This is a genomic window from Chroococcidiopsis sp. CCALA 051, assembly GCF_003015105.1.
Taxonomy (GTDB): Bacteria; Cyanobacteriota; Cyanobacteriia; order Cyanobacteriales; family Chroococcidiopsidaceae; genus Chroococcidiopsis; species Chroococcidiopsis thermalis.
This window is the reverse complement of sequence record NZ_PYCI01000115.1, coordinates 1-22,708: the sequence shown is the minus strand read 5'-3', so window position 1 is coordinate 22,708 and position 22,708 is coordinate 1. Positions and strand designations below refer to the sequence as shown.

Here is a 22,708-nt window from a genome sequence, read left to right as displayed (position 1 = left end):
GGGAAGAAGATAGTAGTTAAATTCCCCTTGTCCTCCTTGTCTCCCTTGTCTCTCTTGTCTCCCTTGTCCCCTGAGTCTGAATTAGACGGCTGCAACTTCTTCCGCAGTTTTGCCAACGAGATGCTCGTATTCTTTGTCGTCGCCCAGGATACCGAATTCGACGAGTAACTCTTCCAATTCGTCCATCGAAATTGGGGTGGGAATGGTGAGCTTGTCGTTTTCTTTGATCTTCTTGGCAAGGGCGCGATACTCGTTGGCTTGGTTGCAATTGGGTGCGTACTCAATTACAGTCATGCGGCGCAGTTCTGCGTGTTGTACAACGTTGTCGCGTGGTACGAAGTGGATCATTTGGGTGTTGAGCCGAGCTGCTAAAGTTTCGATCAGTTCGATTTCTTGGTCAACTTTGCGGCTGTTGCAGATTAAACCACCCAAGCGTACACCACCAGAGTGAGCGTACTTGAGAATGCCTCGTGCAATGTTGTTGGCAGCATACATCGCCATCATTTCACCAGAGGTGACGATGTAAATTTCTTGTGCCTTACCTTCGCGGATTGGCATAGCAAAACCGCCACAAACTACGTCGCCTAATACGTCGTAAGAAACAAAGTCGAGGTCTTCGTAGGCTCCGTTTTCTTCTAGGAAGTTGATCGCGGTGATGATACCACGACCCGCGCAGCCTACACCTGGTTCGGGACCGCCAGATTCTACGCAGCGGACATCTTTGTAACCTGTGAGTAGAACTTCTTCTAGTTCTAGGTCTTCTACTGCGCCCCGTTCGGCAGCTAGGTGTAGAATGGTGGTTTGGGCTTTACTGTGCAACATCAAGCGAGTGGAGTCTGCTTTGGGGTCGCAGCCTACGATCATAATCCGTTCGCCTAATTCAGCCAAACCTGCGATCGTATTTTGAGAAGTGGTGGATTTACCGATCCCGCCTTTACCGTAGAATGCAATCTGTCTAATGTTGTCAGTCATGGTTGTTTCTCCTGAAATTTAGTTAGTGGTTGTTGGTCTGGGTTGTGTAGCGACGATCGCCTATTTATCCGCGATCGCTTAGCTCGAACATCGCTGGGGGCGATCGCTCAACTGCTAAAACTTTAGGAACTGGAACAGAGAAATCTTGCATAGATATTGCTAATTACGCCTATTTATGCTTTGTAACTGCTAAACTGCTTCTACTAACAAGTTTTGGTTGACGCGCTCTTGTAACTTTGCTTCAATCGCAACTTTGAGGGTTGCCGTACTGCTAGAGCAAGAACCGCACGCACCTTGCAGCAATACTTGGACGCGATCGCCATCTAAGTCGTACAGTTCCACATCTCCCCCATCAGCGATTAGCAGGGGTCTAACTTCTTCATCCAAAACTTTTTGAATCAAGGCAATTTTTTGCACGTTTGTCAGCGGACGTTGCGGTTGCTCTTTCGTTGCTGCAATCCCTGTAGCAATTTGTACGCCTACAACTGGTTCCCGTTGCACGGCAGCGATCAGGTCATCGATATCCGCCAGACAAGAACCGCACCCGCCACCTGCCTTTACATAGCTTGTTACCTGTTCGGCAGTAGTGAGGTTGTTTTCTCGAATGATGCGGCGAATCTTGGACTCGCTAATCCCAAAACAACTGCAAACCAATGCCCCTTCATCTTCTTCGTGGACGGCTAGTGGAATACCTCGGTATTTATAAATCGCTGCTTCTAGCGCTTCCTGCCCCATCACCGAACAATGCATCTTAGCTTCTGGCAATCCGCCCAGGAAGTCTGCAATTTCCTTGTTAGTGACTTTGAGCGCTTCATCTAAGGTTAAACCCTTAATTAACTCAGTCAAAGCGGAAGAAGATGCGATCGCGCTGGTGCAGCCAAAAGTTTGAAAGCGCGAATCCAGAATTTTATCGCTATCGACTTCAATCTTGAGGTGCAGTCTCAGGGCATCTCCACAAGCAATACTGCCCACTTCGCCAAATACAACTGCTATTCCTGGTTCGCGATCGTCTTCTAGCAATCCCTGGTTTTTAGGATTGTAGAAGAGTTCCATCACTTTGTCTGTATAGTCCCACATGGTACTTATTGGTAGTTGGTAGTTGGTAGTTGGGTGGTGCGTGGTGCGTGTTTTGACTTTTGACTTTTGACTTTTGACTTATCCGTTCACCAGTGCTTCTTCTCGACCTTGCAGCCAATCGGCTTGGTCGTTGTTGAAGGGTGAGAGGGCGCGGAGGCGTTCTACAATACCTGGCATTACTGCTAAAACCGTGTCGATCTCGGCATCTGTGGTGTAACGGGAAAGGCTAAACCGGATCGAACCGTGCAAAATCGTGTAGGGTAAGCCCATCGATCGCAATACGTGGGATGGTTCTAAAGAACCAGAAGTGCAGGCAGAACCGGATGAGGCACAAATACCAAATTGGTTCAGGGATAAGAGAATGGCTTCACCTTCGATATACTTAAAGCCGATGTTGGTAGTGTTGGGCAATCTGTTTTTGCGTAGCTTGCCGTCGAAGACATCGCCATTGACTTCACAGTCGGGAATTGTTTCGAGTAGAGTTTTTTCTAGGCGATCGCGCAGTTGCTTTTGTTTCTTGGTTGTGGTGGCTAAATGTGCGAGTTCGATTTCGGCAGCTTTACCCAAGGCAACGATCCCTGGTACATTTTCCGTTCCTGCTCTGCGTCCCCGTTCTTGATGCCCTCCCAGCAATAGGGGGCGGAATCTTACGCCACGTCGCACGTACAAAGCGCCAATACCCTTGGGTGCGTGTAACTTGTGACCGGACAGAGTTAATAGATCTACAGTGCTAGTCTTCATATTCAGGGGAATTTTCCCTACTGCTTGCACTGCATCTACGTGGAAGAGAGCGCCATACTCTTTGACTCGCAATCCAATCTGTTCGATGGGAAATACCACACCTGTTTCGTTGTTGGCATACATAATTGAGACAAGGGCTGTATTACCCGTCATTGATGCTGCCAATTCATCTAAATCGATTTGTCCTTGGCGATTTACGGAAAGATAGGTAACGGAATAACCTTGAGTTTCCAACTGCTTGCAGACATTCAGCACTGCTGGGTGTTCTACCTGAGTTGTAACGATATGCCGCTTGTCTGGTTGTGCTTGCAAGGCGGCGCGAATAGCAGCGTTATCTCCTTCCGTACCGCAACTCGTAAAGATAATTTCTGAATCATCTGCCCCAATTAGGGCTGCAACTTGTTGCCGTGCTTGTTTTACCGCTTTGCCGACTTGCCCGCCGAAAGTATGCATACTGGAGGGATTGCCGTAAGTTTCGCTGAGGTAAGGCAGCATTGCTTCTACAACTTCTGGGTCTACCTTAGTGGTGGCGTTATTGTCCAGGTAAATGCAAGTTTGCATGATTAGGGAGTAGGGAGTAGGGGATTGTAGGGGCGGGTTTGTTCGCGAATACCTATACCAGAACCAACAATCTTGCGGTTCAACCCGCCCGTGCATTAGTTATGAAGCGTAGTCAATTTCAGATCGGAGAATTTTTCGGAGTAAGTATCAAACCAGCGTTCCCAATAGTCTTGTTTCTTGGTTAACTTACCAACCAAGCGGTTGTAGGTAGTAAACCACGATTCCCAATAATCGCTAGGTTGTGGAATACAACCGTCATATGTGGGACAACCAGCAGCGCATTGAGGTACGCTATAAGCACTGCCAACGCAGTTTGTACAAAGTGTGGGATCGATCCAGTGCTTGCCGTCAGTGACTTTGATAGCATCCGTGGGGCAGACAGAAAGACAACGGTTGCAGGAAATACATTGGCTGGTAATTTTGTAAGCCATGACTATTCTCCTTGCTGATTTTGCAGATATTGCGCGTAAAATTCACTTGCAACTTTCTCAATCACGTCGTAAGCTTCAACAGCCTGGATTCCAGCTTTTTGCAATTCTTCTTGAGGACAATGACCGATCTTAGAAACCAATACCGCTTTGCAATCAGCGATCGCTTTGATAATGTGGTCTAGAGTTGCTTCCTCACCATATCCACTTTGGCAATAGTGGTCGATTTTGCGATGTCCGACAAATTTGGCTTCATTAGCATCCACTTCAAAAACTTGGAATTCTTTGGCATGACCGAAGTGCTGGTTAACCAAACCGCCGCCTTTGGTAGCAACTGCAACTAAGATTTTGGGACTGTCCTGTAAAGACGTTACATGTAACGTCTCTACAGCATGTAATGTCTCTACTGCTTTTTCTTTGACAGCTTTGATTTCTGCCTTAGACTTCTCAATTCCGGCGTGAACTTCTTGGCGTGTCTCCAAGTTATACTCTGGAGTCATTTCCATGAATTTCTCTTTAGTAAATTCCTGGCTGCGGTCTTCGCCTAACAATCCCACTGCATCGGCGCGACACTGACGACAATGGCGCATCATTTTCATGTTGCCAGAACACTTATCCTGTAATGACTTCAGTTCTTTGGGTGTGGGTCCGCGTTGACCCGTTAAACCGAAGTGAGTACCGTGTTCTGGGGCAGAGATCAGGGGCATGATATTGTGGAGAAATGCCCCGTTAGCACGAATAACTTCATCGACTTCGGCTAAATGTTCGTCATTGACTCCTGGAATCATGACCGAATTCACTTTGCACAGAATATCGGCTTCTCTGAGGGCTTGCAATCCTTCCATCTGCCGTTCGTGCAGAATCTTGACTCCTTCAATCCCTCTGTAGCGCTTGCGTCTGTAGTGAACCCAAGGATAAATCTTTTCGCCAACCTTCGGGTCAACCATATTAATAGTAATAGTGACGTGATCGACATTTAGTTGTTTAATGCGATCGACGTAATCGGGCAGCATCAAACCATTGGTTGACAAGCAAAGTTTGATATCTGGTGCTTTGTCTGCAATCAACTCAAAGGTGCGAAAAGTCTTTTCTGGATTCGCTAACGGATCTCCAGGTCCCGCAATTCCCAACACGGTCATCTGAGGAATCTTACCTGCAATTACCAAGACTTTGTGCGCTGCTTCTTCCGGTGTTAATAACTCGCTGACAACACCAGGACGGCTTTCATTCGCACAGTCATATTTCCTGTTGCAATAGTTGCACTGGATATTACAAGCTGGTGCTACTGCAACGTGCATCCTAGCGTAGTGGTGGTGCGCTTCTTCGCTATAGCAAGGATGCTTCTCGATCCGCGCCTTCATTTTTTCATCTAAACTAGGTGCGGCATCGGTTTTACTGCTACAACCACAACTGCCAGATTTAGTTTTAGTTTTTGCTGGTGCTGCGGTGGGGGTTAGGAGTCCGGTAGGTGGTGGTGTCATTGAAGTTTTTGTTGGTGCATCAGGTGTTTAGCGATATAGGTTTTATAGCAGCCGCCTTAAAAGATGCTGTTGCCGTGGTTCGGGATAGAATTTATTGAATTGATTAAACTTGTACTCAAAAATTGCAGCTTTTAAATACCAAGGTTTTAGCAGCTTTTAAAAAAAGTTTTTGGGTATGGGTGCTAGTATTTTTTGACTGAGGTACGAGTATTTATGGTGAAGGGGTTCAAGTATTTCTGTACTCGCTTTAAACTTAAGCACAGTAAGGATTTGAATGCGATTTGAGTTGCTTTTTGCTTTTTTTCGTTCTGTACTCAAATCGTATGCGATCGCCCCCCAAAGCGCCATCTACTTAGGCAATTCGAGGGTAAAGAACCAGAGTAGTCAATTTAGAACTAACCCAGTGACTTCACGGAATTCAATTCTGTATCTAAAATATCACTTTTTTTGCCGAACAAACTAAATCAAGATTATTTTAATTATTTAGATAGCGATCGCAATTTAGCTTACAAACCCTCGATCGCAGATGAGTACAAGTTAATATATCCAAAAAACAGTTATAAAAATGCCGTTAAATCCTGTTGGGTTAAGAGTTTAGTTTTGAGTACACAAATACTGACTCCCTACCCCGATCAATACTAGTACCCCTAACTTAAAAATACTAGTACCCCAACTCCAAAAAAACTTTTTTTTAGCTTGCAAATCCCAATTGAGTTGGGGTTTAGATTAATTGAGTACAAATTAATATATCCAATAAATCCAATCGACATCGGCTGCATAGCTGCGGGTAGAGCTGCCTGATATAAGCAGAGATAACACACGGCTCCTCCACCCCATCAAGTCCGATGCAACAGATCTCCAATACCTTTACAACCCAAAAGACGGACAAACAATTGCGTTTGTCATTTTTGCAGCCATTATTGACAGATTTTCAGATTATCTTCGATCGCGATCCGGCAGCACGTAATTGGTTCGAGGTACTTTGTTGCTACCCTGGCTTTCATGCAATGGTACTGCATCGTCTCGCGCACTGGTTGCATTGTCATGGAGTTGCGTTTGTTCCCCGCTTGATTTCTCATCTAGGACGATTTTTAACGGGAATTGAAATTCACCCAGGCGCACAGATCGGGCAAGGCGTGTTTATCGATCACGGCATGGGTGTAGTCATTGGAGAGACTGCGATCGTCGGAGACTACGCACTGATCTATCAAGGTGTCACCCTTGGCGGGACAGGGAAAGAAACTGGTAAACGCCATCCTACCTTGGGCAAAAACGTAGTCGTGGGTGCAGGTGCGAAAGTTTTAGGCAATATTCAAATTGGCGATCGCGTCCGCATTGGTGCAGGTTCAATTATCTTGCGAGATGTTCCCTCAGACTGCACTGCGGTAGGAGTTCCTGGGCGCAATATTTGTCATAAAGGTGTGCGTGACTGTCCCCTAGAACACGCAAAACTACCTGATATAGAAGCAAGCATCATTCGTTCTTTATTAGAACGGATCGAAAAACTCGAACAACAATTAAAAGTCAAAAGTTAAAAGTCAAAAGTCAAAAAATAGGAGACGGAAGAATCAAAATACACTCTTCCCGGCTCCCGATTCCCGACTCCCGACTCCCGATTTTCAAACCAAATCTAATAATTTAAGACTGCTATAGCAGTTCTAAATTATTTGTAAAGCAGGCTTCTAGCCTGCTCCACGTTCGTGAATCAAATAGGATTGCTATATATCCCGTAATTAATTATTGAGAAAACTTTTAAACAGGACATCTTGCTTATGTTTAAGCCCACCAGTTCCGATCCAAATGTTCAAATTGTCGAAATACCCGTCAGCGATCGCTGGCGAATTTACCACCGCTTACAAGAGTTAAGTATCCCCTGTTGTTGTCCTGCGGATGGTTCTTTAGTGGTTGAAGTTAATAGTGCGATCGCTGCCTTTCTCGTCCGCAGTACCGTACAGCATTTCTTAGCCACTCGCCAAGAATTACTCGATTGGTTAGAACGCTGCTGGACAGCAGACATTTTTTCTTAGTTTGTCATTTGTCATTTGTCATTTGTGAGTACTGTTTTAACTTTTCACTTTTGACTTTTGACTTACCAATTACCAAAATCAAAAGGAGAAAATTAATGACACAAGCAACTGTATTACGTAATTTCGGAGAAGTGCTAGATAACCCCATTGGTTTAGGGCATGAAGTTACCGTTCCCGTTTGTGAAGGATTAAATATTATCCTAGCAAGTTTTCAAGCTCTTTATTTACAATATCAAAAGCATCACTTTGTCGTTGAAGGTGCAGAATTTTATATGCTGCACCAGTATTTCAGCGAGAGTTACGAACAAGTTCAAGCACACGTACACGACGTTGGCGAACGCTTGGATGGACTAGGCGGCGTACCAGCAGCTAGCTTTACTAAACTCGCAGAATTGTGCTGTTTTACGCCAGAAGCAGATGGAATTTTTTCCTGTCGCCAAATGGTAGAAAACGATCTGCAAGCCGAACAAGCAGCGATCGAGCTCATTCGTCGTCAAGCTGCTCAAGCAGAAAGTGTAGGCGATCGCGCTACTCGCTATTTGTACGAGCAAATTTTATTGAAGACTGAAGAACGTGCCTTTCATCTCGCTCATTTCTTAGCAGAAGATAGCCTAACTTTGACTTTTGTTCAACCTGCGAATAGGACATAGATGTAATGCTTGCATCACCATGAGTTAGATTATGCTCCCCTACCTATGATTCTTTGGCAATACGGTTTGATTTCCATAGATCGATTAGCACGAATTTTTGCTTGGATAGAGAACAAAACTCACATTACTCTTAATGGGTAACATTATGTTTACAGTCTTAGTTGCTATCCTCAGTTTGATAGTTGTTCCTGCAATTGTGAATGGCTGTTTCGGCTATTTGTTATTGCGATCGATGAAGTAAATTTTGCTAGCATCCTACCATTTTGAACGGCTACACACACTTTGATACATCTTGGAAGCGTCAATGCAAAAATCTTGGCGATCCCTCAACCCCCTTAAAAAGGGGGCAGAAGTCCCCCCCCTTTTCAAGGGGGGCTAGGGGGGATCTTGCCTTAACCGAAAAGTATTGACACGCATCTGAGATTGAAATCTGAAACTCAAGAGCGAAAACCTAAATGCTACGAGGGCTATTGTGCTATGAATCCGATCGCGATTAATGACACGACACTACGAGATGGAGAACAGGCGGCGGGTGTTGCTTTCACAATTGAGGAAAAAATAGCGATCGCCAAATTTCTAGACGCGATTGGTGTAAGTGAATTAGAAGTTGGTATCCCCGCAATGGGGGAAGTTGAAACTAAAGCGATCGCGGCAATTTCTGAGTTGGGTTTGTCAGCTAAACTTTTAGGTTGGAACCGCGCCACAATTTCAGATCTTCAGGCTTCTATCGCCTGTGGTTTGCAGCGAGTACATATATCCATTCCCGTTTCTGAGATTCAAATTGCTGCCAAGTTTCACGGACAGTGGCGCGTAATGTTGCAAAAACTCAAAGATGCGATTACTTTCGCCCGCGATCGCAATCTTTGGGTAGCAGTCGGGGGTGAAGATTCCTCTAGAGCTGATGAAAATTTCCTTTTGGATGTCGCCCTTTACGCTCAAGAGTGGGGCGCATCAAGGTTTCGCTTTTGCGACACTGTAGGAATTCTCGACCCTTTTACTACATACACCAAAGTCAAGCAATTGGTGATGTATTTATCGATGCCTGTAGAAATGCACACCCATAATGACTTTGGCTTGGCAACGGCAAATGCTTTAGCTGGACTGCAAGCGGGAGCCTTATCGGTAAATACAACAGTGAATGGTTTGGGGGAAAGAGCTGGCAATGCGGCTTTAGAAGAAGTCGTCATGGCACTCAAACGCCTTCAAGGGATCGATTTGGGGATTGACACGACGCGGTTATTAGAACTGTCCCGACTGGTAGCAACCGCATCGGGTTGCAAAGTACCTCCTTGGAAGGCGATCGTGGGTGAAAATACTTTTGCTCATGAATCTGGTATTCACGCTCATGGCGTTTTGCAAAATCCCGTGACTTACGAGCCATTCGCTCCCGAAGAAGTGGGGTGGGAGCGGCGTTTAGTCGTAGGCAAGCACTCAGGTAGGCACTTAGTATCTAATTTGCTACAGCAGCAGGGCATTAGTTTAAACACAGATGAAACCCAATCCATCTTAGATGCAGTACGGCAGCAATCGGTACAAAACAAGCGCAGCCTCGATCTGCAAGAACTAATGAATCTAGTTCCATTTCATCACATGAAAAAAACAAATAATCCCTCCTCTGCCGCTCTGCCCCTCTGCTCCTCTACTGCCTATTTGTATGAACCTTAAGTGAAACCGTACAATCCTATCTCAGAGGTAATCCCATGCAATCAGATGAATTAGAGCTAGACTTGCCACCAGCTTTTGAAATTGGCTCAAAAGTAAAAACTCGCAAGCTAATCCGCAACGATGGTACGTATCCAGGGCAAGAAATTGGCGCAACACTAGCGAAAAAGGGAGAGATCGGCTACATCGTCAGTATTGGTACGTTTTTGCAAAATTCCTATATCTACGCCGTGCATTTTATCGAAAAAGGTTTTATCGTTGGTTGTCGCAAAAAAGAACTAGAAGCAGTTGAGGAAATCAAATGAAAGTCATGTTGCGTCAAAATGCTACCGGACATTTGGTAATTTATGTTGCCAAAAAAGATCTTGAGGAAGAAGTAGTAAACCAAACAGAAGGATCTGAGGGTAAAATTTTTACCTTAGCTAACGGTTGGGAACTAGCAATCCCAAACTTACCGGAACCCATGAAATTACCGCAGACTGTAGAGGCTAAAAGGCTCTGCAAGCGTACTCACAAGGAGTAGGGGATATGAGCAAGCTTAAACACGATCGCCTGTTGGCATTTCATGTAGAAGGGAAATTTTTAGGTTTTACTGTCGATCGAGACAGTACACCTAAATACTTGCAACTAGAGGTTGCAACCGGACAGTTGAGGATTAAAATCGCCAAACAGTCCCGTTTTAGGCTTGGATTGACCTTAAAACCTGGCGATCGGATTGAAGTCTTTGGGGAGCAAAAGTTCAAGTACGAGACAGGCGAATTTAAATTGAAAGCCGATCGCATTCACAAGCTGACAGCAAACCCAGATAATGACTCCGATCGCCAACCAGAAAATGACAAAGTGAAGATTGTTGCTTGTTATAAGTCGGGTTGTCTGAAAAAAGGTGGCAGCAAATTGGTGTCCGTTCTACAAGGGGTGTTGCGCGATCGCGGTTTAGGCGATCGCGTTACTATTCAAACAACAGGCTGTTTGAAACGCTGTTCTCAGGCTCCAAATCTCATCTTAAAACCTGACAACCTCAGCTTAAACAACATGACTCCTGAAGCCGCGATCGCCGCGCTGTTAGAGCGGGTGAACGAGCATTTCGCATAACGCTTTCATCCAGTTCTGTGCTAAGTCATCAATTGCCGAGTCGATGTCCAACACCTGAACTTTTCTGTATCGACAAACTCTATTAAGTCTGAAAATATTGTATTTATCTAAATTAAGTTAAGTTTTTATCAATTTGCTATGTATTTGCTAAAGTTCGCCTATGAGTAAGTTTCAGTTCTAAATTTTATCATTCAATCTTTTTCTAAAAATATAATCAAATTGTCTACAAAGCTTCATTGCTATACGTTATAGCTGTGAATTGCCGCTATTTTTTAACTAAAAAACGAGCAAAAGATTAACGCTTAGATCTACCTTTCGTATCTACTCAAGGCATTTATATCCATTCCTTGTGTGGGTTAGATCGGTCAAAAGTTTTAAACCTTCTCTGCCGCGTGTCAGCCCGTGATGGTGCGGGCTGTTTACTTTTTTATGAAATGTCAGTTTGATTGAAATAGCCCAGAGAAAAAGGTTATCTCAACCCGAAGAAAACTTCTTGGGGCGATCGCTTAATCCAATCGCCACCACCTCTGTTTGTGGATTATCTTTTTTCTCATATAGACATGATTGTTCTATGTTGCATAAATATATTTACATAGTTTTTAAAATTCTGTAATATACAGATCGTTAATTAACTAAATTGAGTAAACTGATATAAGAACTAGAGTAAGTTTGTGCTTAGCTTGCGATGCATTATCGCTAGCTGTTCCAGAATTAGAACAAAGAAAGCTCAATCGACTATTAAGGTGTATATATTACGAACGAGGCTGTTATGACAGTGATTTACGCGCAGGCAATATTTGACTCTCCCAAAAAATCACCTGTCATGAAGTATTGGAAATATCGCAAACGTGCCAAAGCCCTACGTCATGTTCAGTGGACTTACGAAGTCGATTTGAAGAGAACGCTCAACTGGCTTGAGTTAATAGATTGGATTTTCTACCTGCATAGCCAAGGTTTAGAGCCTGCTGCGTTAGATGAATTCATCACTTTCTGTGGGTGGTATTTTCCCCAGTTAGCGGAAGGCAAGCCTCACTAATAGTAGCGATCTGAAGATCGCGCGATCGAGCTAAGATACCAATTTCGCGCCATCTGCTCCCGTAATTATATCGGCACTGTGTTTCACAGTGCTTTTTCTTGGCAAGGATAAAATGGTGGGGGATTGGCAAGACATTCACGGATATCTTTAAGCTGCACGAACCGCTAACTCCTAGAACAGGAACGATCGGATAGATTGCTCTAAATCAGAATTGGTGCTAACAATTGCGATCGCAATTATGCATCACTATTTTTTACAGCAAGAGGTGCTAAAACGCACGACTTTATAAGTATGTTTCATCAATAGCGTTCGCTAACTGCACGCCGTTCGGTGCGAACAGAAATATCCCTGCCGCTAGATATTGTTGCTGTCCTTCTAGTGCATAAGTTGCTCCAGCAACAAAGTCTACTGCTCGTTGTGCTATCTCTGCATCCATCTGTACAACATTTAAGACTAGCGGTTGACCTTGCCACAGAATTTCGACGGCTTGCGTCACTTGTTCAAAAGACTGTAGCTGCATGACTACCACTTGTGGTGTCTTCTGTTCTAGTTGGGGTAGACTCCTATGTTTGTTTGCTGGCAAGTCAGCCGCTCTTCTTTCCCTCTGCCGCACTACACTTGCAGGAAAAGCAGCTCTTAATTTTCCATAATTCTGTTGGGACAATTCCTCTTCTAGTTCGGATATCTCTAGCTGATGCATCATCACGCTTACTCATCCTCTGTTTTTTCTAATTGGGGCTGGTGAAGAGCTTTAAGTACGATTTTTAGTACCTTGATCTCTATGCTCTGGCTAAATGAAAACCTTGTCAACTCAGTGTTTTTGCCTTTGTTTGTCAATCCAATAAAGGTCGGAAAAGTTCGGGAATCAGCAGCCTTCTCGTCAAAAGAGCTTTGTTTGTCAACAGCGTATATCCATATACTAAATCTTTGTTTGCCTCCTTCTTGAGATAGATTTTTAATTGTTAGTGATTTTGTTGGTATTTTGTCGGTGTAAAATGATGGGCGACATACTACCTGCTTGTAGAAATGGTAATAGAAACCGAAATCGTTTCCTAAAACACTGAGTGGCTCTAATAGAGGAACAAAAGTTGCTAGTAGAGTAGACGATCGATTAGTTAAATTAGTTAAATAATATATACCAATCAAATCCTATCGCTAGATCGGCAATTTCCCAATCTGACGCAAATCGTGCAGATTCAACATTCTGACTGCTGCGATCGCTCACCCTAGAAATAGTCATGTAAATTACCAAAATAATTAGTGTATTATGGTAATTTAAGTAGCATCGTGCGGTGTGTTAAAGACTTGTTTAATATTCGACTAAACAATTTTTAACGCAACTTACTGGGCTATCAAGAGTGTCTCTCAAGACAAGTCGATTCAAGGTAATCAAATAGCAAAATCAGATTGATATATATGATGTAAACTACTTCAGCAATATGACTTGCAAAGTATATGCCAGTACTCTAAGTGATGCAAAGCGGTATGAAGTTAACTTGTAGTAGCTGCCATTAAAAAGCTCAATTGCGCACACAGCTAGCTTATTCGTAGAGAATGGAGGTTAAATTACCGTTCACAAGGTGATTTTCGTGTTTTACTAAGATCCTAGAGGGTGTAGCAGGCTTTTGCTTACTGGAATCAATCCGGCTGTTTAAGAAAGGCTTACACGCTACTTGTAGAACGCAGCTCCTACTGTAGCTTCATAATTATCTAGACACAGCCTCTTATGCAGAATCGATTGATGCCGAGAAATCTTCAAAAGTTGTGAGGAAGATGGAACGTGGAAAATCTCTATCATATTGATAATGGGAATCAATCTAAACAGCAAAGCTTTGATTATGCAGCTCTTGACATGGAAGCACAAATTGCTGTCCAAAAGCATACTTGTGAAATCAAAAGAATGATGCGTAGAACGACACAAGATATTATTGAAATAGGTGAAAAGCTGATCGAAGTCAAGCAATATCTTGGGTTTGGGCATTTTAGCAATTGGCTAATAACTGAATTTGGTTGGAAGGAACGAACCGCAAGAAACTTTATGAGGGTGGCGGAAGTTTTTAAATCGGCAAAATTTGCCGATTTATTTATTGCTAGCTCCGCTCTATATCTTCTAGCTGCTCCTTCTACTTCTGAAAGCGCTCGCCAGGAGGCGTTAGAACTTGCTAAAAAGGGCGAACACATCACTTACTCTAAAGCTAGAAGCATTATTAGTCAACATCAGGAATTGAAAAAACTTAAAAATTCTACTTGTAATGTTACTTCAGATGTAAACAAGCATGAAGTAGATTCTCTTCAAGCAAAGTTAATTACATCAGTTGAAGCATTTCATGAAAGTTTACCAGATTCTCAAACAGTTGATGTATTAGCTGTAGTTATCGATCGAGATGTTTTGGGAAGTCAAAAAGTGTCTGCCGAAAACCTGCCATCGACCAATCCTATCTCGATTAGGATTAGCGACGACTGTAGAGCCTTGATTAAGAGTGTAGAGTCTCTTAGAGAAGAAGAAGCAACTGCTTTGGTGAGAGCAATAGCAAAGCACTGGTCAGTAGAGAAGATTTTAGAGACAATTAAAAAATGAACACTTTTTCAGCTCAGAAAGCGCTCGCTGGATGAAACTTCGACAGCTTCGACAGCTTCACTAAGAACGAAACTATGAAATTCCTACGTTCTGGAATTCTCTCACTATTTTGAGTTATGCCAAAAAGCACTAGAGGCGATCTTCTGCTCAAGCTTGCTACTGCCTTTTATAAGCTTGTTTTCGACTGCTCGGCAGTACTTGGAATGATATAAAATCTCTTATCTCTGCTTGCTAATCAGAACCTTTTGCCAACATAGTGGTGTCTGCATGAAGCCCCCTAATTTTAACATTTAAGGTTCTTCAACGTTACAAAAAGTTACACTTTGAGCATTCAAACACCTCAAATCAAAAAGCATCTACTAACTAAATAGATTCTTTTTTACTCTATCACGTCCTTTCGCTGTTATTATACACCGATCGCAGTCAAAATTGCAACACCATAAAAAGATCATTATTTAACAATTCTCGCCGAGCGATCGCGGCAATTTCTATCTTTATCTCTCATATTCTTTGTTCTGAGAGCCAAGGCGAGCAATTGGAATAGACAAAAGAATATTAATCGATCGGCTTGATAGTGCTAATTCAATCGGAGATTGGGCATTCACGAGAAGTGAACTAGCAATTTGATTTGCAATAAAGGCTCATACGTCAGCTTAGTTTTGGCGAGAAGGTTGCGCAATTCCCTTCTGCATCTATCCGCTTTCGATAGTTGTACCAGCTTGGCTGCGGCATTTGTAGTTAATAACTTTCTAAAGGTTTTTATAGATAAAAAAAAGGTATACCAAGTCAGTTGGTATACCATACTTTCAAATAGAAAAATACTAGGAGTAACAAAGCTGATTACTTAATGTTCAGCACTTTTATTCAAACGTTCTTTTGCTTGGTAAGCTTGCAATCCCAATAGAACTAAATAAGTCATCATCTGAGCTTGCGATCGCTGAGTGGCTGCTGCAAGCTGATTGATTTGATGTAGAGGCAACTGCTGCTGAAATAGTACCAGCGACTGTTCCAACTCTTGGGCTATAGTACGGCGATTTAGACTAGCATTTTTCTGTAATTGCTTCCCAATCGGCGATAGTAGTAAAAAAAATAATAAGTTGGTTACAAAGCCAGAACGGGAAGAGTGTTCTCGTTGAGATTGAGTTTCGATAGTTTTTAATAACTCCTCTGGCATATAGAAACTTGGACGGCAGTTTGCAATTAGGCTATTGCGTTGATACCTATGCGATTTTTCTGGTTGTTCAGAATTAAAAATAACCAAAATAATTACAGATTTAAACGTCACTTAATATATGTACTAAATTTTTCTACGGTTAACCATTCCCCAAAGTATAGGAAAAATATTGTTTTTGAAATGCTTAAATTAATTTGAACAATCCAAAAAGTTCGGATAAATATCAGATTTTTTCAGGTTTTAACCAAAACAACCGAAAAATTCAAAAAATGTCATGTAAATAACTTTATTTATCTTGCAATGCTGATTAAAGTAATGATATAGATTAAGTGACTAAAGTAATACCAGAATTTTATTGACTCACGCCAGAAGGAATATGGTTTACTTAGAGCAGAACATGAATGATGGAGAGAGTATATCTTAATCGTTGAGTTTGTATACTGCAAACAGCTGCACATCTCTATTGAGAAGCTTTGAATTGATTCTGAGTAAAATAATTGTGAAAGATTCGTTTGCATGTAAGTGTTTTATGCGATCGCACACTCCAATTCACTAACAGATAAACTTCTAGATTAGACTTGGAGCTTATATTCGGAATAGCAAGAGCAAACGAGAAATTACTAGAACCAAAAAGTCTCTCCGTTAAGCAATTTAAAATGTGCTAGAGCGACATTACACGCTAAGAGAAATTACATAGAACTCAATGCTATCAAATGATGAGCGCTCATTTCTGCCCTAGTAGAGCTAAAGATTTCAACTATTTTGGAGACAACTACAAGATGAATGCAATCAACTCTCAGTCCTCAACGTTTGAAACCAGAGAATTTATCGTTGCAGATACAGTTGTGTTTAACAAACAGGGTACGCATTTGACAGATATTCAAAAAATAGTACTTAGAGGTGCTTGGCAAGGATACACATATGAAGAGATTGCCGACCGAGAAGGATACAGCGAAAAGTACTTAAAAAGAGATGTTGGACCTAGATTGTGGAAGATACTTTCAGAGGCTTTAGGCGAAAAAGTAAGCAAAAAGAATTTTAGAACAGCTCTTGAGAGAAGATTAACCCTAGCGAACCCCTCTCACAACCAACAGCTTGATATGGATAGTTGTCAAGACTGGGGTGAGGCAGTTGACGTACATACTTTCTACGGGCGTACCCAAGAATTAGCTACATTACAACAGTGGATTGTTCAAGATCGTTGTCCTTTAGTAGCACTAGTAGGCATGGGTGGTATTGGCAAAACTACTCTTTCTATAAAGCTAGCTCAGCAGCTTCAGAGTGATTTCAAATACATTATTTGGCGCTCGTTGCGTCATGCTCCACCAATACGAGAACTCTTAGAAGAGATAATTTATTTTCTATCTAATCAGCAAGAAAAAGATTTACCAGAAACTACAAATGGAAGAATATCATTGCTCTTGAAATATTTTCGTAAGTCTCCCTGTTTATTAATTCTTGATGGTGCTGAATCAATCTTAAATTACGATCGAAAAGATACGCACTATCAAGAAGAGGATGAGGAGTACGGGCGGCTTATAAAATACATAGGAGAAACGTATCATCAGAGTTGTCTATTGTTAACAAGTCGAGAGAAACCCAAGGAAGTTGCGATAAGAGAGGGAGAGGAATTACCTACGCGATCGCTACGATTGATAGGATTGGATGAGTTAGAAGGGCAGTATATCCTTAAAGGTAAAGGAATTTATGGTTCGGAAGGTGATTTGAAAAAAATAATTCAAATTTATGGAGGCAATCCTTTATTACTAAATATGGTTTCTACAACTATACAAAACATATTTGATAGTAGCGCCTCTGACTTTCTGAAACAGGAAATAATAGTTTTTAATGATGTTAAAGATTTTTTTGACAATCAGTTCAATCGCTTACAACCAATTGAAAAAGAGTTAATGTACTGCTTAGCAATTGAGCGCGAACCAGTTTCATTTCAGAAATTGAAGAATGATTTTGGCTTAAAAGTTCAGTCACTAGAGCTAGCAGAAGCTTTAGAATCTCTGAGGCGACGCTCTTTGGTTGAAAAAAATCAGGGATTATTTACATTACAAATAGTATTAATGGAGTACACAACAGCTCGACTGCTAAAAGAAATTTGTCAAGAAATACGCACGCAGCAAATATCGCTCTTGAAAAGTTCCAAATTACTAAAATTAATAGTAAAAAATTATGTTAGAACTACTCAATCAAATATTTTCTTTAGAATGGTTTTAGATCAATTACTCCTAGAACTTGGAAGTAAAAAGAATGTGGAATCACAATTAGATACAATTTTATCTACATTGCAGCATGAATCTTTTAAATTAGAAGACACTACCGATGATATTATTAGTTTAATTCATCGAATGCAAGCAAATCTCAGTAGCTATAAGTAGATCGAGAAGAAAACTAATTATGGGAAGCGATCTGGGTAAAAAAGTGATAGAGTAATTTATCTAAATTACTCTATAAGACACTTTATTTAACTTTTCCTTACTCAGGTTTCTCAGTAGTCCCATAACTTAATTTCAGGGCATCTCTCACTATCTATCCATCTATTGTACAGCTTAGTTTCTGTTCTCTTAGCTTGATTTTTTGTAGTCATGTAAACTATTCTACTAAAAAAATTGTACCAGATTAGCCTTTGTAAAGGGTTACTTTAATTTTACTCTTGTATCCTGAGTTATAAATTGCCACTACACAGCCGTGAATAGTTGATTGTACTGCTCTTACTTTGCTTCATGCTGTTTAACTATTTCTCCATTTGAAATAAGCTTTTTCAATCACTGCTGCACTATTACCTATATACTGAAAATTTAATTTTCCCTATGCCTTGCCAACTAAGATTTTTCGGGATGTAGCGGAATTTCCTACGTTAGAAGATACAATTGATATTTTTCGGTAATATAACCGAACATAAACTTAAATTTTCTGATGTCAATCCTGAACAAATCAGGATTTCGTTTTAACTAAAAACTAGTAGATTATTAAATAGATAGATCGTTTAGGAGATTTGCATTTATGAAAAGCATCATTCGTCATTTAGCAAAAATGTTAATACCACGTTCTTATCAAACTTCTATAAAGACACTAAAAACTCTAATACTTAGTTCCCCAATAGCAGAAAAAGGTTTTCAATGGGGGCAGAATTTTACCATTAATGGTGAGTCTAGCACTATAACAACGAATCATTGCCAATCTCACTTAGAAAATGGAAATACTCCATCCAATGCTTTAGAATCTTATTTTAATTCTCATACTGAAGGATTAGGAATACTTAAGTGGAAGCACTATTTTAATATTTACCATCGTCACCTTTCTAAGTTTGTTGGACAAAAAGTTCAGGTTCTAGAAGTTGGTGTTGCCAGCGGTGGGAGCCTAGAAATGTGGAAAAACTATTTTGGTTCTAATTGTCAAATTTATGGTGTAGATATTGAAGAAGCATGTAAAGCATACGAAAAAGATTCAATTAAAATTTTTATTGGCGATCAAACAGATCGCAATTTCTGGAAGCGATTCAAAAGTGAGGTTCCTACTCTCGATATCGTAATTGATGATGGCGGACATGAACCAGAGCAGCAGATTGCAACTTTAGAAGAGTTATTGCCGCATTTACGACCAGGAGGAGTTTATATATGTGAAGACATTCATGGGACTTTAAATCAGTTTCATACCTATATATCTGGGTTGACACATAATTTAAATGCATTACAAGAATTTGGATATAAGCCTATTAAAAGCGGTAGCGGTCTTGCTAGTTTCTCAACCTATTTTCAAGATGCTATTCAGTCTTTTCACTTATATCCGTTCGTGGTAGTGATTGAAAGGTCAGAGACTCCTGTATCGGAATTTGTAGCCCCATTACAAGGATCTAAGTGGTTAGTACTAACAAAGTAAGTGTTGGATTGTTAGTACTTTTAACACAGAGTTACTCAGCGCTATTTTTTCGCTGCAACTCGTTTTCCTAACCTAATAGTATTTGTGGTATGTCAAAAGTCTTATTTATTTCAGCTCATGCTCCTACAACGCAGTATCCTCAAGCTGGACAAAAAATTGCTTTTATGAATCTTGCGAAGTATGCTGCCTTACATGAATTTGTTGATGTAATTGTTATCGCTAATACTACAGAAATAGTTGTTGCTAAAGATCTACAAACAGATTTTGGTAATAGTCTTTATACATACCCACTTACTAAATTCAAAAAAGCTATAAACTGCTTGAACTATTATCAAGCGCCCTTAAAATTTGCTTCTCGTTTTGATAGAGTAATTAGTAAGAAAATTCAAGAGCTTCTGATTGCAAAAACATATGATGTAATTCATTTTGAATATTCTCATGCTGCCGTTTATTTAGATATAGTTAAAAAATATATCGATTCAAAACAGACTAAAATTGTCATTAGTATACATGATGTATTGACACAAGTTTGGTTAAGGCAATCTGTAAAAAGTTCATTTTTCGATCTTGAAGTAGCCAGAATCTTTCGTTACGAGCAAAAACTTTACTCGAATGCAAGCGAACTGTGGGTATTATCTAAAAAAGATCGCGATCTTTTAAATTCTTTATTTTCAATTGGTAGTGAAAAGCTTATTGTAAAGCCTCCAAAAGCTAGCAGCTTTGTTTATCAAGTGAAACGCCGAGCGGAGAAAATAGAAAAGAAAAGTCTTTTATTCTGGGCTGCTATGGAAAGACCAGAAAACGAGCAAGCAATTCTTAACTTCGTTGACAAATGTTTTAAAAAACTGCTTCAGCAAGATCGAGATTTCAAACTTTATATAGTCGGCTCTAATCCTTCTAAAAAAGTTTTAGCACTTGCAGGCAAACAGATCACAGTTACAGGTTTCGTTGAAGATCCCACTATTTTCTTTGAAAAGGCAGAGATCGGAATAGTTCCACTTTTGAAGGGAGGAGGAGTTAAACTAAAAACTCTAGAAATGCTGGAAGCGGGGCTACCTGTTGTTGCTACATCTATAGGTGCTGAAGGAGTCGTATCTCCAGATAAAAAACTAATAGTAAGCGATAGTTTTGAAAATTGGTTTGAACTACTTACAAAAGAATCGCAGAACTCTGTAGTTGCTGGAGTAGTATAAATAGAAAAAGCATATGTTTAAAAAATTAAGGTAAGTGTCTTAAGTTTTCTAACAATCTCGTTATTCTTTTATGTCAACAAACAAGTATGAATAATCCTTTTACTCAGGTACAGCAAGTAAATTTTTTAGATATAGGCTGTAGTGGTCCACTAGACCCAAAATGGTCTGATTTAGCACAACTACTAGCATATACTGGCTTCGAGCCAAACGCTAGTGAATGCAAGCGCTTGAGTCGCGAGCCTCATCCATACAAGTCAACTCGTTACCTACCTTTTGCTATCTCTGGAGAGCAAGGAGATCGGGTAATGTACAAAACACATCATCCTTTCTGCTATTCTCTGCTTCGCCCAAATCATGACTGGCTTGGTCGTTTTTCACATCATTATCAATTTAGAGAAACTGGGACAGATACTGTCTCATGTATGACACTCAACAGTTTAGCGAACGAGCAACAATTAACAGCAGATATTATCAAGCTTGATACGCAAGGATTAGAGTTACCGATTCTTAAAGCAGGGAATCAGGTTTTGCAAAATGCTTTCTGTGTGGAAACAGAGACAGGTTTTGTGGAGAACTATATCGGAGAAACTACATATACACAGCTTGAAGCATTTATGCGATCGCAAGGATTTCTAATGTTTGACATGGAAATTTATCAAGCTAGTCGTAATAATTCTCTGTCTAAGCATGGCAAACATCAGCCTTTATGGTGTGAAGTCGTTTGGTTATATGATTTCGTAGGTACAAAAAAGAAAACTACGCCAGAACAAGCTATAAAGTATTTAAAAATCTGCCAAGCTTTAGAATATTTTGATTATGGACTAGAGCTAGCATATTATTTTAAAAACTTAGGAATTATAGAAGCAAGCACAGTAAAGTATCTTGAAAAGCCCGAACACTGGACAAATATTGAAAGATCGGATAGTTGGAAAAAACATAAGCCATTATCAAAAACTGGTAAAGTACTAAGTTTTTTACCTAATAGTATTAATCAGCGTTTAACATATGGCTTGAAAGAAGTTGTTGAATGGGGGAAAAAATAGCTTTCTACTAAAACTCTATTGGATTATCTCATAAGATTTCTGCTGCAAATTCACCTCTTTAGTAAATACTACTCACTTCACTTGAGCAAAATTTTTACCAGAGCAGTTGTAGTGCTGCAATGAGTTGAGCGCAACGGAAAGTATTCGATTCATCTGTTTTACAACAATACAAACTTTTCTAAATCAAGCTATTTTCAATATGAAAAAAAACTTGAAAGGTACAATTAAAGAATTATTGTATAACACTCCTTACTTAAAACAAAATTTTCTTGAATTAGGTAAGTTAGGGTTATATAAAACTTGGGTTCCTCTAGGTCATTTTTACTCGCCAATTCCATCATTAACAGAGATTAAATCTAAAGAAGACGAAATATTTAGTAAACACCTTACAAAAAAATTTTCTGGAATTGATTTGAATGAACAAGCGCAATTTGAGCTATTTGAAGAATTTAGCGAATATTATCTAAGTTTACCTTTCACTCCCAATCGGCAGGACAATTTAAGATATTTCTACGAAAATATTTCCTATTCATATTCTGATGCAATTTGTTTATACTGCATGATTAATCATGCAAAGCCCAAAAAAATAATTGAAGTAGGTTCTGGTTATTCATCTTGCTTAATTTTGGATACTAACGACTTACTATTTAATAGTTCAATATCTTGTACTTTTATTGAGCCTTACCCACAATTATTATTATCTTTAATCAAAGAAACAGACAAAAATAAAATCGAAATAGTCCCTAAAAAGCTTCAGAACGTGGATGTCGGTAAGTTCTCTGAATTAAATGCAGGAGATATTCTTTTTATCGACTCAACTCATGTATCAAAAGTAGATAGTGATGTTAACCATATATTCTTTGAAATATTACCGCTTTTAAATAAAGGAGTTTATATACATTTTCATGATATTTTTTACCCTTTTGAATATCCAAGAGAATGGATATGTGAAGGTAGGGCGTGGAATGAGGCTTATATGCTGAGAGCCTTTTTACAATATAACCGCAACTATAAAATAGTTTTTTTTAATACATTTTTAGAGCTTTTTCATCGAGATAAGTTTATTCAAAGAATGCCGTTATGTATGAAAAATACAGGAGGT

At 40.2% G+C, this 22,708-nt stretch carries 22 protein-coding genes; 15 read left to right on the top strand and 7 right to left on the bottom strand.

All coding sequences use genetic code 11. The features are described from left to right. Nucleotides 1-81: 81 nt before the first annotated feature. The 5 genes from nifH to nifB form a co-directional block, all read right to left on the bottom strand. Nucleotides 82-972 carry a nitrogenase iron protein gene (gene nifH, locus C7Y66_RS22930; RefSeq protein ID WP_015156515.1) on the bottom strand — a complete coding sequence of 297 codons (891 nt, stop codon included), beginning with the start codon at nt 970-972 and terminating at the stop codon, nt 82-84. 189 nt (nt 973-1,161) lie between these two features. Then, the gene (nifU, locus tag C7Y66_RS22925) at nt 1,162-2,049 is read right to left on the bottom strand and encodes a Fe-S cluster assembly protein NifU (protein ID WP_106547375.1); all 888 of its coding nucleotides are present in this window, start codon (nt 2,047-2,049) and stop codon (nt 1,162-1,164) included. Between the two features lie 78 nt (nt 2,050-2,127). Next, nucleotides 2,128-3,351 (bottom strand): cysteine desulfurase NifS, encoded by a 1,224-nt coding sequence (gene nifS, locus C7Y66_RS22920; RefSeq protein ID WP_106547376.1) that lies wholly within the window; start codon nt 3,349-3,351, stop codon nt 2,128-2,130. 95 nt (nt 3,352-3,446) lie between these two features. Further along, nucleotides 3,447-3,782 (bottom strand): 4Fe-4S binding protein, encoded by a 336-nt coding sequence (locus C7Y66_RS22915; RefSeq protein ID WP_015156518.1) that lies wholly within the window; start codon nt 3,780-3,782, stop codon nt 3,447-3,449. 2 nt (nt 3,783-3,784) lie between these two features. Continuing rightward, nucleotides 3,785-5,260, bottom strand: coding sequence for a nitrogenase cofactor biosynthesis protein NifB (gene nifB / locus C7Y66_RS22910; protein ID WP_106547374.1), 1,476 nt, complete (start codon nt 5,258-5,260; stop codon nt 3,785-3,787). 845 nt (nt 5,261-6,105) lie between these two features. On the opposite strand from nifB, the gene cysE reads away from it, so the two are divergent. The 9 genes from cysE (at nt 6,106) to C7Y66_RS22855 (ending at nt 11,727) form a co-directional block, all read left to right on the top strand. Then, nucleotides 6,106-6,795, top strand: coding sequence for a serine O-acetyltransferase (cysE, locus tag C7Y66_RS22895; protein ID WP_106547371.1), 690 nt, complete (start codon nt 6,106-6,108; stop codon nt 6,793-6,795). A 237-nt stretch (nt 6,796-7,032) separates the two neighbouring features. Continuing rightward, nucleotides 7,033-7,287, top strand: a complete 255-nt coding sequence (locus tag C7Y66_RS22890) for an Asr1405/Asl0597 family protein (RefSeq protein WP_106216733.1) — start codon at nt 7,033-7,035, stop codon at nt 7,285-7,287. Between the two features lie 95 nt (nt 7,288-7,382). After that, a complete protein-coding gene (locus tag C7Y66_RS22885) occupies nt 7,383-7,937 on the top strand; it encodes a Dps family protein (protein ID WP_106547370.1) in 555 nt (184 codons plus the stop codon). Nucleotides 7,938-7,946: 9 nt separating this feature from the next. Then, nucleotides 7,947-8,078 (top strand): DUF2949 domain-containing protein, encoded by a 132-nt coding sequence (locus tag C7Y66_RS33510; RefSeq protein WP_106547369.1) that lies wholly within the window; start codon nt 7,947-7,949, stop codon nt 8,076-8,078. Nucleotides 8,079-8,414: 336 nt separating this feature from the next. After that, on the top strand, nt 8,415-9,602 hold the full coding sequence (gene nifV / locus C7Y66_RS22875) for a homocitrate synthase (protein WP_106547368.1): 1,188 nt from the start codon (nt 8,415-8,417) through the stop codon (nt 9,600-9,602). A gap of 35 nt (nt 9,603-9,637) precedes the next feature. After that, entirely contained in the window at nt 9,638-9,904 is a 267-nt protein-coding gene (locus C7Y66_RS22870) for a nitrogen fixation protein NifZ (RefSeq protein WP_015156524.1), read from the top strand. After that, a complete protein-coding gene (nifT, locus tag C7Y66_RS22865; protein WP_015156525.1) occupies nt 9,901-10,122 on the top strand; it encodes a putative nitrogen fixation protein NifT in 222 nt (73 codons plus the stop codon). Before C7Y66_RS22870 ends, nifT begins: the two co-directional genes overlap by 4 nt. A 5-nt stretch (nt 10,123-10,127) precedes the next feature. Then, nucleotides 10,128-10,691: a hypothetical protein gene (locus tag C7Y66_RS22860; protein ID WP_106547367.1), complete on the top strand. Its 564-nt coding sequence runs from the start codon at nt 10,128-10,130 to the stop codon at nt 10,689-10,691. Nucleotides 10,692-11,460: 769 nt separating this feature from the next. After that, nucleotides 11,461-11,727, top strand: coding sequence for a hypothetical protein (locus C7Y66_RS22855; RefSeq protein WP_106547366.1), 267 nt, complete (start codon nt 11,461-11,463; stop codon nt 11,725-11,727). 283 nt (nt 11,728-12,010) lie between these two features. Here the strand turns inward: C7Y66_RS22855 and C7Y66_RS22850 are convergent, their stop codons facing one another. Next, nucleotides 12,011-12,430, bottom strand: a complete 420-nt coding sequence (locus C7Y66_RS22850; RefSeq protein WP_106547365.1) for a cell division protein SepF — start codon at nt 12,428-12,430, stop codon at nt 12,011-12,013. A gap of 1,077 nt (nt 12,431-13,507) precedes the next feature. On the opposite strand from C7Y66_RS22850, the gene C7Y66_RS22840 reads away from it, so the two are divergent. Further along, nucleotides 13,508-14,305: a DUF3102 domain-containing protein gene (locus C7Y66_RS22840; protein WP_106167267.1), complete on the top strand. Its 798-nt coding sequence runs from the start codon at nt 13,508-13,510 to the stop codon at nt 14,303-14,305. A gap of 844 nt (nt 14,306-15,149) precedes the next feature. Here the strand turns inward: C7Y66_RS22840 and C7Y66_RS22835 are convergent. Next, the gene (locus tag C7Y66_RS22835) at nt 15,150-15,479 is read right to left on the bottom strand and encodes a hypothetical protein (RefSeq protein WP_015156530.1); all 330 of its coding nucleotides are present in this window, start codon (nt 15,477-15,479) and stop codon (nt 15,150-15,152) included. 779 nt (nt 15,480-16,258) lie between these two features. Between C7Y66_RS22835 and C7Y66_RS22830 the strand changes: the two genes are divergently transcribed. The 5 genes from C7Y66_RS22830 to C7Y66_RS22810 all read left to right on the top strand — a co-directional run. Continuing rightward, nucleotides 16,259-17,869: an NB-ARC domain-containing protein gene (locus tag C7Y66_RS22830; protein WP_158265983.1), complete on the top strand. Its 1,611-nt coding sequence runs from the start codon at nt 16,259-16,261 to the stop codon at nt 17,867-17,869. A 625-nt stretch (nt 17,870-18,494) separates the two neighbouring features. Continuing rightward, nucleotides 18,495-19,370, top strand: a complete 876-nt coding sequence (locus tag C7Y66_RS22825) for a class I SAM-dependent methyltransferase (protein ID WP_106547362.1) — start codon at nt 18,495-18,497, stop codon at nt 19,368-19,370. Between the two features lie 89 nt (nt 19,371-19,459). Next, nucleotides 19,460-20,563: a glycosyltransferase family 4 protein gene (locus C7Y66_RS22820; RefSeq protein WP_106547361.1), complete on the top strand. Its 1,104-nt coding sequence runs from the start codon at nt 19,460-19,462 to the stop codon at nt 20,561-20,563. Between the two features lie 86 nt (nt 20,564-20,649). After that, a complete protein-coding gene (locus C7Y66_RS22815; RefSeq protein ID WP_106547360.1) occupies nt 20,650-21,606 on the top strand; it encodes an FkbM family methyltransferase in 957 nt (318 codons plus the stop codon). Nucleotides 21,607-21,805: 199 nt separating this feature from the next. After that, nucleotides 21,806-22,708 (top strand): class I SAM-dependent methyltransferase (locus C7Y66_RS22810; RefSeq protein ID WP_106547359.1); only part of this gene is annotated, 903 nt, incomplete at its 3' end.

Bases quoted from the DNA above. Each gene is read 5' to 3' on its own strand.
- nifH (WP_015156515.1), bottom strand. From the start codon at position 972: ATGACTGACAACATTAGACAGATTGCATTCTACGGTAAAGGCGGGATC.
- nifU (WP_106547375.1), bottom strand. From the start codon at position 2,049: ATGTGGGACTATACAGACAAAGTGATGGAACTCTTCTACAATCCTAAA.
- nifS (WP_106547376.1), bottom strand. From the start codon at position 3,351: ATGCAAACTTGCATTTACCTGGACAATAACGCCACCACTAAGGTAGAC.
- C7Y66_RS22915 (WP_015156518.1), bottom strand. From the start codon at position 3,782: ATGGCTTACAAAATTACCAGCCAATGTATTTCCTGCAACCGTTGTCTT.
- nifB (WP_106547374.1), bottom strand. From the start codon at position 5,260: ATGACACCACCACCTACCGGACTCCTAACCCCCACCGCAGCACCAGCA.
- cysE (WP_106547371.1), top strand. From the start codon at position 6,106: ATGCAACAGATCTCCAATACCTTTACAACCCAAAAGACGGACAAACAA.
- C7Y66_RS22890 (WP_106216733.1), top strand. From the start codon at position 7,033: ATGTTTAAGCCCACCAGTTCCGATCCAAATGTTCAAATTGTCGAAATA.
- C7Y66_RS22885 (WP_106547370.1), top strand. From the start codon at position 7,383: ATGACACAAGCAACTGTATTACGTAATTTCGGAGAAGTGCTAGATAAC.
- nifV (WP_106547368.1), top strand. From the start codon at position 8,415: ATGAATCCGATCGCGATTAATGACACGACACTACGAGATGGAGAACAG.
- C7Y66_RS22870 (WP_015156524.1), top strand. From the start codon at position 9,638: ATGCAATCAGATGAATTAGAGCTAGACTTGCCACCAGCTTTTGAAATT.
- nifT (WP_015156525.1), top strand. From the start codon at position 9,901: ATGAAAGTCATGTTGCGTCAAAATGCTACCGGACATTTGGTAATTTAT.
- C7Y66_RS22860 (WP_106547367.1), top strand. From the start codon at position 10,128: ATGAGCAAGCTTAAACACGATCGCCTGTTGGCATTTCATGTAGAAGGG.
- C7Y66_RS22855 (WP_106547366.1), top strand. From the start codon at position 11,461: ATGACAGTGATTTACGCGCAGGCAATATTTGACTCTCCCAAAAAATCA.
- C7Y66_RS22850 (WP_106547365.1), bottom strand. From the start codon at position 12,430: ATGATGCATCAGCTAGAGATATCCGAACTAGAAGAGGAATTGTCCCAA.
- C7Y66_RS22835 (WP_015156530.1), bottom strand. From the start codon at position 15,479: ATGCCAGAGGAGTTATTAAAAACTATCGAAACTCAATCTCAACGAGAA.
- C7Y66_RS22830 (WP_158265983.1), top strand. From the start codon at position 16,259: ATGAATGCAATCAACTCTCAGTCCTCAACGTTTGAAACCAGAGAATTT.
- C7Y66_RS22825 (WP_106547362.1), top strand. From the start codon at position 18,495: ATGAAAAGCATCATTCGTCATTTAGCAAAAATGTTAATACCACGTTCT.
- C7Y66_RS22820 (WP_106547361.1), top strand. From the start codon at position 19,460: ATGTCAAAAGTCTTATTTATTTCAGCTCATGCTCCTACAACGCAGTAT.
- C7Y66_RS22815 (WP_106547360.1), top strand. From the start codon at position 20,650: ATGAATAATCCTTTTACTCAGGTACAGCAAGTAAATTTTTTAGATATA.